At 57.8% G+C, this 11,947-nt stretch carries 13 protein-coding genes and 1 pseudogene; 9 read left to right on the forward strand and 5 right to left on the reverse strand.

Annotation, left to right across the window (positions count from 1 at the left end; all coding sequences use genetic code 11):
• The first annotated feature begins 110 nt into the window (after positions 1 to 110).
• From metG to HYE77_RS29895, 5 genes and pseudogenes are all read left to right on the forward strand, one after another.
• Positions 111 to 2,162, forward strand: coding sequence for a methionine--tRNA ligase (metG, locus tag HYE77_RS29875; protein ID WP_003208690.1), 2,052 nt, complete (start codon positions 111 to 113; stop codon positions 2,160 to 2,162).
• Positions 2,163 to 2,283: 121 nt separating this feature from the next.
• Positions 2,284 to 2,697, forward strand: a pseudogene (rsxB, locus tag HYE77_RS33080) (electron transport complex subunit RsxB); the annotation flags it as partial.
• A 418-nt stretch (positions 2,698 to 3,115) separates the two neighbouring features.
• Positions 3,116 to 3,259 (forward strand): hypothetical protein, encoded by a 144-nt coding sequence (locus tag HYE77_RS29885; RefSeq protein ID WP_177070251.1) that lies wholly within the window; start codon positions 3,116 to 3,118, stop codon positions 3,257 to 3,259.
• Complete coding sequence (gene nth / locus HYE77_RS29890) at positions 3,256 to 3,894, forward strand: endonuclease III (RefSeq protein WP_010170146.1); 639 nt, start codon at positions 3,256 to 3,258, stop codon at positions 3,892 to 3,894. The genes HYE77_RS29885 and nth overlap by 4 nt, the downstream gene beginning before the upstream one ends.
• Before the next feature lie 107 nt (positions 3,895 to 4,001).
• Entirely contained in the window at positions 4,002 to 4,187 is a 186-nt protein-coding gene (locus HYE77_RS29895) for a PA3496 family putative envelope integrity protein (protein WP_003208696.1), read from the forward strand.
• 71 nt (positions 4,188 to 4,258) lie between these two features.
• Here HYE77_RS29895 and HYE77_RS29900 read toward each other — a convergent pair whose 3' ends face one another.
• The 3 genes from HYE77_RS29900 to HYE77_RS29910 all read right to left on the reverse strand — a co-directional run bounded on the left by HYE77_RS29900 (position 4,259) and on the right by HYE77_RS29910 (position 7,803).
• Entirely contained in the window at positions 4,259 to 4,891 is a 633-nt protein-coding gene (locus tag HYE77_RS29900) for a response regulator transcription factor (protein ID WP_003208698.1), read from the reverse strand.
• A 656-nt stretch (positions 4,892 to 5,547) separates the two neighbouring features.
• Entirely contained in the window at positions 5,548 to 6,765 is a 1,218-nt protein-coding gene (locus HYE77_RS29905) for an argininosuccinate synthase (RefSeq protein ID WP_003208700.1), read from the reverse strand.
• A gap of 129 nt (positions 6,766 to 6,894) precedes the next feature.
• Positions 6,895 to 7,803, reverse strand: coding sequence for an OmpA family protein (locus HYE77_RS29910; RefSeq protein ID WP_177044498.1), 909 nt, complete (start codon positions 7,801 to 7,803; stop codon positions 6,895 to 6,897).
• Between the two features lie 156 nt (positions 7,804 to 7,959).
• Between HYE77_RS29910 and pyrC the strand changes: the two genes are divergently transcribed.
• Together pyrC and rnt are read left to right on the forward strand one after the other, a co-directional pair.
• Complete coding sequence (gene pyrC / locus HYE77_RS29915; RefSeq protein WP_003208703.1) at positions 7,960 to 9,006, forward strand: dihydroorotase; 1,047 nt, start codon at positions 7,960 to 7,962, stop codon at positions 9,004 to 9,006.
• Entirely contained in the window at positions 9,003 to 9,680 is a 678-nt protein-coding gene (gene rnt, locus HYE77_RS29920; protein WP_003208704.1) for a ribonuclease T, read from the forward strand. The genes pyrC and rnt overlap by 4 nt, the downstream gene beginning before the upstream one ends.
• Positions 9,681 to 9,744: 64 nt before the next feature.
• On the opposite strand, the gene HYE77_RS29925 is transcribed toward rnt, so the two are convergent.
• The gene (locus tag HYE77_RS29925) at positions 9,745 to 10,347 is read right to left on the reverse strand and encodes a peroxiredoxin (protein ID WP_003172097.1); all 603 of its coding nucleotides are present in this window, start codon (positions 10,345 to 10,347) and stop codon (positions 9,745 to 9,747) included.
• Positions 10,348 to 10,584: 237 nt separating this feature from the next.
• Here HYE77_RS29925 and HYE77_RS29930 point away from each other — a divergent pair, with 237 nt between their 5' ends.
• Both HYE77_RS29930 and bfr read left to right on the forward strand, forming a co-directional pair.
• Positions 10,585 to 10,803: a bacterioferritin-associated ferredoxin gene (locus HYE77_RS29930; RefSeq protein ID WP_177070253.1), complete on the forward strand. Its 219-nt coding sequence runs from the start codon at positions 10,585 to 10,587 to the stop codon at positions 10,801 to 10,803.
• A 200-nt stretch (positions 10,804 to 11,003) separates the two neighbouring features.
• A complete protein-coding gene (gene bfr / locus HYE77_RS29935) occupies positions 11,004 to 11,474 on the forward strand; it encodes a bacterioferritin (RefSeq protein ID WP_008433502.1) in 471 nt (156 codons plus the stop codon).
• 78 nt (positions 11,475 to 11,552) lie between these two features.
• On the opposite strand, the gene grxD is transcribed toward bfr, so the two are convergent.
• Entirely contained in the window at positions 11,553 to 11,891 is a 339-nt protein-coding gene (grxD, locus tag HYE77_RS29940) for a Grx4 family monothiol glutaredoxin (protein WP_003208710.1), read from the reverse strand.
• Positions 11,892 to 11,947 lie beyond the last annotated feature (56 nt).

Consider the following 11,947-nt stretch of genomic DNA (forward strand, 5'->3'; position numbering starts at 1 on the left):
GCGGCACGCTTTCGGCCTGCGGGAAAATCCGGAAACAGCCGCACGGGGTGAAATAAATTTCCCGGCGCTTTATAGTGGCCGACCTCCGTTTCATCAAGTAGCCGAGCCCCATGTCCGAGCCACGCAAGATCCTCGTCACCAGCGCCCTGCCCTATGCCAATGGTTCTATCCACCTTGGCCATATGCTTGAGTACATCCAGACCGATATGTGGGTGCGCTTCCAGAAGCATCGCGGCAATCAATGCATTTATGTCTGCGCGGACGACGCCCACGGTTCGGCCATCATGTTGCGCGCAGAGAAGGAAGGGATCACCCCGGAACAACTGATCGCCAACGTCCAGGCTGAACACAGCGCCGACTTTGCCGAGTTCCTGGTGGATTTCGATAACTTCCACTCGACCCACTCCGACGAAAACCGCGAGCTGTCGAGCCAGATCTACCTGCGCCTCAAGGACGCCGGGCACATTGCCACGCGTTCGATCACCCAGTATTTCGACCCGGAAAAGAAAATGTTCCTGGCCGACCGCTTCATCAAGGGCACCTGCCCGAAATGCGGCACTGAGGACCAGTACGGCGACAACTGCGAGAAATGCGGCGCCACTTACGCGCCCACCGACCTGAAGGATCCGAAGTCGGCCATCTCCGGCGCCACCCCGGTACTCAAGGATTCCCAGCACTTCTTCTTCAAGCTCCCGGATTTCCAGCAGATGCTGCAAACCTGGACCCGCAGCGGCACCCTGCAGGACGCCGTGGCGAACAAGATCGCCGAATGGCTGGACGCCGGCCTGCAACAGTGGGACATCTCCCGCGATGCGCCGTACTTCGGCTTTGAGATCCCGGGCGAGCCAGGCAAGTACTTCTACGTGTGGCTGGACGCGCCGATCGGCTACATGGCCAGCTTCAAGAACCTGTGCGACCGCACGCCGGAGCTGGACTTCGACGCGTTCTGGAACAAGGACTCCACGGCCGAGCTGTACCACTTCATCGGCAAGGACATCGTCAACTTCCACGCGCTGTTCTGGCCTGCAATGCTTGAAGGTTCGGGCTATCGCAAGCCAACCGGCATTGCCGTGCACGGTTACCTGACGGTCAACGGCCAGAAGATGTCCAAGTCCCGTGGCACCTTTATCAAGGCGCGCACCTACCTGGACCACCTGTCGCCGGAATACCTGCGCTACTACTACGCCTCCAAGCTGGGCCGTGGTGTCGACGACCTGGACCTGAACCTGGAAGACTTCGTACAGAAGGTCAACTCGGACCTGGTGGGCAAGGTCGTCAACATCGCCAGCCGTTGCGCCGGGTTTATCCACAAGGGCAACGCCGGGGTGCTGGTGGCTGAAAATGCCGCACCTGAGTTGACCGATGCATTCCTGGCCGCCGCGCCGAGCATCGCCGATGCCTATGAAGCTCGCGACTTTGCCCGGGCCATGCGCGAAATCATGGGCCTGGCCGACCGCGCCAACGCCTGGATCGCCGACAAGGCGCCGTGGTCGCTGAACAAGCAGGAAGGCAAGCAGGCTGAAGTCCAGGCGATCTGCGCCACGGGCGTCAACCTGTTCCGTCAGTTGGTGATCTTCCTCAAGCCGGTGTTGCCATTGCTGGCAGCCGACGCCGAGGCGTTCCTCAATGTGCCGCCGCTGACCTGGAATGACCACGCGACACTGCTCGGCAACCATCAGTTGAATGAGTTCAAGCCGCTGATGACCCGTATCGACCCGGTAAAAGTGCAGGCCATGACCGACGCATCGAAAGAAGACCTCGAGGCCAGCAAGACCGATACCGGCGACGCTGCACCTGCGGGCAATGGCGAACTGGCGAAAGATCCGTTGTCGCCGGAAATCGACTTCGACGCCTTCGCTGCGGTGGACTTGCGGGTGGCCCTGATCCTCAAGGCCGAAGCCGTGGAAGGCGCCGACAAGCTGCTGCGCCTGACCCTGGACATCGGTGATGAACAACGCAACGTGTTCTCGGGGATCAAGAGCGCCTATCCGGACCCATCCAAGCTCGATGGTCGCCTGACCATGATGATCGCCAACCTCAAGCCGCGGAAAATGAAGTTCGGTATCTCCGAAGGCATGGTGATGGCGGCCGGCCCTGGCGGTGAAGAGATCTACCTGTTGAGCCCGGACAGCGGCGCCAAGCCGGGTCAGCGCATCAAGTAACAATGGCTAACTGCCTCATGGTCTCGGCCATGGGGCGGTTTCAGCTAGTACCCCCTCCTCGCTTGCCGGATAATCGGATTCTGTTTGCTGTCGGCCCGCTGTTGGCTGTGGCTTTTCCGGGTTCCAACGCAATGATCAAACCATGAGCCTGATTCAACGTATCGACGCCCTGCTGCCGCAAACCCAGTGTGGCAAATGTGGGCATCCTGGCTGCAAGCCCTACGCAGAAGGCATTGCCCAAGGCGAGGCGATCAACAAGTGCCCTCCGGGCGGCCAGGAAACCATTGCAGCCCTGGCGCAGCTGTTGAAGCTCCCGGTGCTGGAGTTGGACACATCTCGAGGGGAAGCGCCCGCACAGATCGCGTTTATCCGTGAAGCGGAGTGCATCGGCTGTACCAAATGCATCCAGGCCTGCCCGGTGGACGCTATCGTCGGTGCTGCCAAATTGATGCACACGGTAATTGTCGACGAGTGCACGGGTTGCGACCTGTGTGTAGCACCCTGCCCGGTTGATTGCATCGAAATGCGTTCCTTGAGCACCGTGGTACCGATTGTCGGCGGGCTGGCCTCCAATGATCATGAACGTGAGGCACGCAGCCTCAAGCGCGACCGGGCCCGGCGACGGTTTGAACAGCGCAACGCGCGGCTGCAACGCGAAGAGGAACAGAAACTTGCCGAACGCCAGGCACGCTCCAAGCGCGCCGCCCCGGTAGCTGCGGCCACGGTCAACCCGGTCCAGGCGGCCATTGAGCGGGTTCGTGCACAAAAAGCCGCGGCCATGGACGCCGCCTTGAAGAAGGCCAAGATCAACCTGGCCATGAGCCGCGCCCAATTGCACAAATCCCTGAAAGCTTTCGGCCACCCGCCGACCTTTGAACAGCAGTCGCAGTTGATCATTCTGCAACAGCACTTCGAAACGGCAGAGCAGGCGCTTGCAGCACTGGTGGTGGCTGATGCCCGCACCTGAACCCCTTGAGCACCGGCCCCACGTGATGAAGCGTGTACTGCCGGTGCACGCCGCGTTTATCCTGCTCGGGTTATTGGGCCCGTTTTTCGTCACCACACTGACTGTCCGCAAGGAACCGCTCGCCCCATGAACGCCGCAAAACGCCTGGAAATTTTCCGCCGGCTTCACGAAGACAACCCGGAACCGAAAACCGAACTGGCCTACTCCTCGCCGTTCGAGTTGCTGATCGCCGTGATTCTCTCGGCCCAGTCCACAGACGTCGGCGTCAACAAGGCCACCGCCAAGTTGTATCCGGTGGCGAACACCCCGGAGGCGATCTACGCGCTGGGGGTTGAGGGCTTGTCCGAATACATCAAGACCATCGGCCTGTACAACAGCAAGGCGAAGAATGTCATCGAGACATGCCGGCTGCTGGTGGAACTGCACGGCAGCGAAGTACCGCAAACGCGCGAAGCCCTGGAAGCCCTTCCGGGTGTTGGCCGAAAAACCGCCAATGTGGTGCTCAATACGGCATTTCGCCAATTGACCATGGCGGTGGACACGCACATCTTTCGGGTCAGCAACCGAACCGGTATTGCCCGCGGAAAAAATGTGGTGGAGGTGGAAAAACAGCTGATGAAGTTCGTGCCCAAGCCGTATCTGCTGGACTCGCATCACTGGTTGATCCTTCACGGACGCTATGTCTGCCAGGCCCGCAAGCCGCGCTGTGGCAGCTGCCGCATCGAAGACCTGTGCGAATACAAGGAAAAGACTTCCGACGATTGAGCCATCATTGCTTTTATCGATGAGTCGATTGAAAAAATCTTTTTTACCAGGCCCGAGATTATCGTTATAAGGAGCGCCAACGGCAGTCTTAGCCTGGAGTTAACCTTATGAGCACTGGCAAAGAACAACTGGATGTAGAAGACGACGTTGTTGGCGCTGAATCCGACGATGATGCAGCAGAAGCACCGGTAGAGGTGGCCAAGACCAATTTGAGCAAACGCCGCACCATCGACAACCTGCTGGAAGAGCGGCGCTTGCAAAAACAGTTGGCCGATTACGACTTCGATCTCTAATCGATCCAACGATAAACAGAAGCCTCCCTTGCGGAGGCTTTTTTCTGACTGGATGTAAATGTGAGGCCGGCCTACACCAGGCCGTTTCGCTGGGCCAGCTCGATCAAGTCCACCAGCGAGCGGGCGTTGAGCTTGAGCAGCAAGCGGGTCTTGTAGGTGCTTACAGTCTTGTTGCTCAGGAACATGCCATCGGCGATCTCCTTGTTGGTCTTGCCGCGGGCCAACTGCTGCAACACCATCATCTCCCGGCCGGACAGGCGCTCGACCATGTCCGCTTCGCTGGCGTTGCCCATCGTAGAGCGCACCGAGTTCAACGCCTGGTTGGGGAAGTAGCTGTACCCGCACAGCACCGCCTTGACCGCGCTCAACAGCTCGGTGAGATCCTGTTGCTTGCACACGTAGCCGGCAGCACCCGCCTGCATGCACCGCATCGAGAAATGCCCGGGCGCCTGGGACGTCAGCACCAGCACCTTGAAGGGATGTGCCTGTTTGGTTGATGACAGCCGGCATATAACTTCCAGGCCATCGAGTTTGGGAATTCCAATATCCAGTATGACAATGTCCGGCATATGCTCGCGCGCAAGTTGCAAGGCATCGACACCGTTATCGGTCTCGGCAACGACCTCATAACTATGACGTTCCATTAGCATACGTACAGCAAGACGAATGACGGGATGATCATCCACGATCAGCACTTTATTCATGGGCAAGTCCAATTTCGCTGTTCGAATTATTAAGAGTAAGCACAATAGCCTAGTCGTTTCTCGCTTGGCATAGCGCTCCCCCCCAAGCAACAGCAAGCAGAGACCTAACCCACAAAGACATAGGATTTAACCTACAAAAAAACGCCAGATCGGAGCTATCCAGTTTTGTTGGGGCTTTCAGAACTTTCCGAGCACAAACATATTTTGAGTGAAAATTCCCAGGATTACGCGGGCCCGGGTAAACGCGCCGTACACAAGTTTCAGGAAATGCCCCTTGTGCGCTGTCAGAAGACCTGTGAACCCGGAGGGAAACCGGGTTTTTAAAAGTTCCATTCGACATAATTACTAACGCTCCATAAATCCTACAGGCATGTCAGCATCTGACATATTCGCGGTACATTTCTGAGTGAATTTTCTGTAGTACATAGTTCCTGCCTACAAGAAAACATCTCACTTTCAACAATGCATCACTTATCGAGCGAAATTAATAAACATTGCCCCCGTAAAAATATAAACACTCCAGATCATCTCCTGGAGTACCTGAACTTTTTCGAAGCGAACAATAAACACAGGCGCGCGCCCGATGATTCCGGATGTATTTTCAACCAAAAAAAATGGCCCCTTGAGGGGCCATTTTTCATTGCAACTTACAACACTCAGAACAACTTGCGACCTTTGTTGGCCGCAATGCGCATGCGCAACGCGTTCAGCTTGATGAAGCCTGCCGCGTCTGCCTGGTTGTAGGCGCCGCCATCTTCTTCAAAAGTGGCGATGTTGGCGTCGAACAACGACTCATCGGACTTGCGACCGGTCACGATCACGTTGCCCTTGTACAGCTTCAGGCGCACAACGCCGTTCACGTGGACCTGGGAAGCGTCGATCATCTGTTGCAGCATCAGACGCTCCGGGCTCCACCAGTAGCCGGTGTAGATCAGGCTGGCGTACTTGGGCATCAACTCGTCTTTGAGGTGAGCCACTTCACGGTCCAGGGTGATGGACTCAATGGCGCGGTGAGCGCGCAGCATGATGGTGCCGCCCGGGGTTTCGTAGCAACCACGGGACTTCATGCCCACGTAACGGTTCTCGACGATGTCGAGGCGGCCGATACCGTGTTCGCCACCGATACGGTTCAAGGTCGCCAGTACGGTGGCCGGGGTCATTTCGACGCCGTCCAGCGCGACGATGTCGCCGTTGCGGTAGGTCAGTTCCAGGTACTGGGCCTTGTCAGGAGCGTTCTCCGGGGAGACGGTCCATTTCCACATGTCTTCTTCGTGCTCGGTCCAGGTGTCTTCCAGCACGCCGCCTTCATAGGAGATGTGCAGCAAGTTGGCGTCCATCGAGTACGGGGACTTCTTCTTGCCGTGACGCTCGATCGGGATCGCGTGCTTTTCAGCGTAGTCCATCAGCTTTTCACGGGACAACAGGTCCCATTCACGCCACGGAGCAATCACTTTTACGCCTGGCTTCAAGGCGTAGGCGCCCAGTTCGAAACGCACCTGGTCGTTGCCCTTGCCGGTGGCGCCATGGGAAATGGCGTCGGCGCCGGTTTCGTTGGCGATTTCGATCAGGCGCTTGGCGATCAGCGGACGTGCGATGGAAGTACCCAGCAGGTACTCGCCTTCGTAGACAGTGTTGGCGCGAAACATCGGGAAAACGAAATCGCGGACGAACTCTTCGCGCAGGTCGTCAATGTAGATCTCTTTCACGCCCATGGCTTGCGCCTTGGCACGTGCAGGTTCGACCTCTTCGCCCTGACCCAGGTCAGCGGTGAAGGTCACCACTTCACAGTTATAAGTATCCTGCAGCCACTTGAGGATCACCGAAGTGTCCAGGCCGCCGGAATACGCGAGAACGACCTTGTTTACGTCGGCCATGCCATCACTCCACGGGGTTGTACGGAAAGGCGTCGATTCTACCGACCAAAACCGTGAAATTACAGAGGCGCGACAGCAAATGAAGATAAAGCGACAGATTATGTCGAGCGGGCGACGAAACGCCGCACCTTATGAGGTGGCGGCAGCGTTGCCTGGCGCCTTGGCCTGGGGCGCCGGTTTCTCGGGGGCTGCCACCCGTTCGAGCTGAATATTCACCCGGCGGTTTTTCGCCCGGTTGGCCGCGTTGGTGTTCGGCGCCAGCGGATAGCTTTCGCCATGAAAGCGCAGGGTAATCTGCGATTCCTGGATGCCATTGGCCTTGAAGTAGTCCATTACCGCCAATGCACGACGCCGCGAAACGTCGCGATTGGTCAGGCGATTGCCGCTGTTGTCGGAGTGGCCATTCAACTCGACGTGGTTAACCGTCGGGTCGGCTTTCATGAATTCGAGAATCACCGAGAGCTTTTTCCTGGCCGCCGCGTCCAGTTCGATGCCGCCACCCGGGAAACCCACCTCGGTCTGTCTGACCTGCTCGAAATTCATCGGCAGCAGCTTGGTGGTGCAGAGTTGATAGTCGTTGTAGGCCTTGCTGAATTTCGCCGGCAGCAGGCGGATCTCGGAGTAACCGCCGTCGCGGCTGTAGTGGCGCACCGTCGGGCTACGCCCTTCGAGCAGGCCGGTAAACAAACGCCCGGCCTGGGCCTGGGAGCTGTTGAACAGCACATCGCCACTGCCGACACGCACCGCCCCCAGGTTGATATCGCCACGCCCCGGCTGCCACGGCGCAGCCGCCGCCAACAGGGTTGCGGAACCGGCACCCAACGAGCCGTTAAAGGCTTTCAGGCGAAACGTCGCCTGCTCGCCGGCCCGGCGCACGAACTCGCCCGAGCCGAAATCGGTGATCGGCTGGGTCAAGCGGCACTCGAATTTATCGCCCTCCACTTTCCACTCAATATTCTCCAGACGTGTCTGGAACGTGAGGGCCATCGCGGGCAGGCTGGCGAACACACTGAGCAGGGCTAGATAATGCTGGCGCACGGGAGGCTCCACTGGTTTCTACAACACATCAAGGCGTCATACATCGTTAAGGCATACCCAGGGATATCGGTCGCATCCTGCAAAACTTGATAGCGAGTGCCTGCAAGAGTCTTTTCCGGTAGCATTCCCACCAGATTGACCCGCCTGGAATCCCCAATGTCCGACCGCCTGACCCTGCTGCGTCCCGACGACTGGCATATTCATCTTCGCGATGGTGCTGCGTTGCCCCAAACCGTGGCCGATGTAGCGCGCACGTTTGGCCGCGCCATCATCATGCCTAACCTGGTACCTCCGGTGCGTAACGCCGCGGAAGCCGACGCCTATCGCCAGCGCATTCTCGCTGCACGACCGGCCGGCAGCCGCTTCGAACCGTTGATGGTGCTGTACCTGACCGACCGCACCCAGCCCGAAGAAATCCGCCAGGCCAAGGCCAGTGGTTTCGTGCACGCCGCCAAGCTGTACCCGGCCGGCGCGACCACCAACTCCGATTCCGGCGTCACCAGTATCGACAAGATCCTGCCGGCCATCGAAGCCATGGCCGAAGTGGGCATGCCGTTGCTGATCCACGGTGAAGTCACCCGTGGCGATGTCGATGTGTTCGATCGTGAAAAGATCTTCATCGACGAGCACATGCGCCGAGTTGTCGAGCTGTTCCCGACCCTCAAGGTGGTGTTCGAGCACATCACCACCGCCGATGCCGTGCAGTTCGTCACCGAGGCTTCGGCCAACGTCGGCGCGACCATCACCGCGCATCACCTGCTGTACAACCGCAACCACATGCTGGTGGGCGGGATTCGGCCGCACTTCTATTGCCTGCCGATTCTCAAGCGCAACACGCACCAGGTAGCGCTGCTCGATGCCGCCACCAGTGGCAGCGAGAAATTTTTCCTCGGTACCGACTCTGCACCTCACGCCCAACACGCCAAGGAAGCCGCGTGTGGTTGTGCCGGGTGTTACACCGCCTATGCGGCGATCGAGTTGTATGCCGAAGCGTTCGAACAACGCAACGCCCTGGACAAGCTTGAAGGGTTCGCCAGCCTCAACGGCCCGCGTTTCTATGGCCTGCCGGCGAATACCGACCGCATTACCCTGGTCCGTGAAGACTGGACCGCCCCCACCAGCCTGCCGTTTGGCGAGCTGACCGTTATCCCGCTGCGCGCCGGTGAAACACTGCGCTGGCGCCTGCTGGAGGAACACCCGTGAGTGAAGACCATTACGACGACGACCAGGAACACGGCGGCGGTGGTGGCGGTTCCCGTCACCCGATGGCCGAGCGTTTCCGTGGCTACCTGCCGGTTGTCATCGACGTAGAAACCGGCGGTTTCAATTGCGCCACTGATGCGTTGCTGGAAATCGCCGCCACGACCATCGGCATGGATGAACAGGGTTTCGTGTTCCCGGAACACACCCACTTCTTCCGCGTCGAGCCGTTCGAAGGCGCCAACATCGAAGCGGCGGCCCTGGAGTTCACCGGGATCAAGCTTGATCACCCACTGCGCATGGCCGTCAGTGAAGAAGCGGCGCTGACCGACATCTTCCGTGGCGTACGCAAGGCCCTGAAGGCCAATGGCTGCAAACGCGCGATCCTGGTGGGCCACAACAGCAGCTTCGACCTGGGCTTCCTCAACGCCGCCGTGGCGCGCCTGGACATGAAACGCAACCCGTTTCACCCGTTCTCCAGCTTCGATACTGCGACCCTGGCCGGTTTGGCCTATGGCCAGACCGTGCTGGCGAAGGCCTGCCAGGCTGCCGGTATCGACTTCGACGGTCGTGAGGCCCACTCGGCCCGCTACGACACCGAGAAGACCGCCGAGCTGTTCTGCGGCATCGTCAACCGTTGGAAACAGATGGGCGGCTGGGAAGACTTCGGCGACTGAAGCCAAATCCCGCACATAAAAAAACCGGCCTTCTCAGGCCGGTTTTTTTTGCTTCGAACGTGGCTTACAGCTTGCCAGCGTTCTCGGTCAGGTAAGCCGCAACGCCTTCTGGCGAAGCGTTCATGCCCTTGTCGCCTTTTTTCCAGTTGGCAGGGCAGACTTCGCCGTGCTCTTCGTGGAATTGCAGGGCGTCGACCAGACGGATCAGCTCTTCCATGTTACGGCCCAGCGGCAGGTCGTTGATGATCTGCGAGCGTACAACGCCCTTGTCGTCGATCAGGAACGCGCCACGGAATGCCACGCCGCCTTCGGACTCAACGTCGTAGGCCTTGGCGATGTCGTGCTTCATGTCGGCAGCCATGGTGTATTTGACTTTGCCGATGCCGCCATCATTGATGGCGGTGTTGCGCCAGGCGTTGTGGGTGAAATGGGAGTCGATGGAAACGGCAACCACTTCAACATTACGCGCCTTGAAATCGTCCATGCGGTGATCCAGGGCGATCAGCTCCGATGGGCAGACGAAGGTGAAGTCCAGCGGGTAGAAGAACACCAGGCCGTATTTGCCTTTGATGGCTTCAGACAGTTTGAAGCTGTCTACGATTTCGCCATTGCCGAGGACGGCGGGTACGTCGAAATCCGGGGCTTGTTTGCCGACGAGTACGCTCATTGGGTATCTCCTGATGGTGGTGACTGAAGTAAAAGGATCCGTCCCAGTGTGCCGCAGCTAAACGACAGGCCTGTGACGTGATCACGCTTCGTGAAGACCGACCATCATACCGGAAAAAAGCCGTTCGTCAGTGAAGCCGCGTGCAAACACCAAGGCTTGAGAAACTACTTTGACAATCATTCTCGTTAACATTAAGATCCGTCGCACTTAAGCCTTAAACCGCGATGGTTCTCCCTTATGTATGTCTGCCTTTGCACTGGTGTCACCGACGGACAAATCCGCGAAGCAATCTACGAAGGTTGCTGCAGCTACAAGGAAGTACGTGAAACCACCGGCGTTGCCAGCCAATGCGGCAAATGCGCTTGCCTCGCCAAGCAAGTGGTACGGGAAACCCTGACGCAGCTGCAAACTGCCCAGGCTGCGATCCACTACTCAGCAGAATTTACACACGCTTAATCAGCGTGTTTTAAAGAACCGGACTTAGTGTCCGGTTTTTTTATGCCCGAAATTCAAACAGTTAGCGCCAAGACGCGGAACACAAACATTCTTATTTCGATTAATTTTCATTTATTATTCAATAACTTAGGTTTGACAGTAGTAAATGCGCAGCTCAAACTCCGCCTTATATACAGCGAATACAGGGCAGGACCCCAATCATGAAAGGCGACATCACAGTCATCCAGCAACTCAACAAAATCCTTGCCAATGAACTGGTCGCGATCAATCAGTACTTCCTGCATGCGCGCATGTATGACGATTGGGGCCTGGAAAAGCTGGGCAAGCGTGAATACAAAGAATCCATCAAAGCCATGAAGGACGCTGACGCGCTGATCAAGCGCATCCTGTTCCTGGAAGGCCTGCCGAACGTGCAGGACCTGGGCAAGCTGAACATCGGCGAGCACACCCAGGAAATGATCAACTGCGACCTGAACTTCGAGCGCAAGAGCCACACCGACCTGAAGGCCGCCATTGCCCATTGCGAATCCAAGGGCGACTTCGGCAGCCGTGAACTGCTGGAAGATATCCTTGAAGACCAGGAAGAACACATCGACTGGCTGGAAACCCAAATCGGCTTGATCGACAAAGTGACTATCGAGAATTACCTGCAATCGCAGATGGGTGAATAACCCTTCAATTCCCGGCCACTAAAAAGCCCCGCTCTCTTTCGAGAAGCGGGGCTTTTTATTGCCGCGGCCTAAAACAAATCAGGCTTCGGTCTTCGCAGCTGCTTTGGCCGCTGCGTCTTTGATCAGTGCCTGCAACGAACCATCAGCCGCCATTTCGGTGATGATGTCGCTACCGCCGACCAGCTCACCGGCAACCCACAGCTGCGGGAAGGTTGGCCAGTTGGCGTACTTCGGCAGGTTGGCGCGGATTTCCGGGTTCTGCAGGATATCCACGTAGGCGAACTTCTCGCCACATTGCATGATTGCCTGGGAAGCCTTTGCGGAGAAGCCACACTGGGGAGCGTTAGGGGCGCCCTTCATGTAAAGCAGAATAGTGTTGTTGGCAATCTGCTCTTTGATCGTTTCGATGATATCCATGGAACACCTCGGCTGGAACTTTCCGACTCATGGGTCGGCACGGTGGCGCATTGTAA

It is taken from the genome of Pseudomonas sp. IPO3774 (assembly GCF_013386835.1).
In the GTDB taxonomy this organism is placed as follows: Bacteria; Pseudomonadota; Gammaproteobacteria; order Pseudomonadales; family Pseudomonadaceae; genus Aquipseudomonas.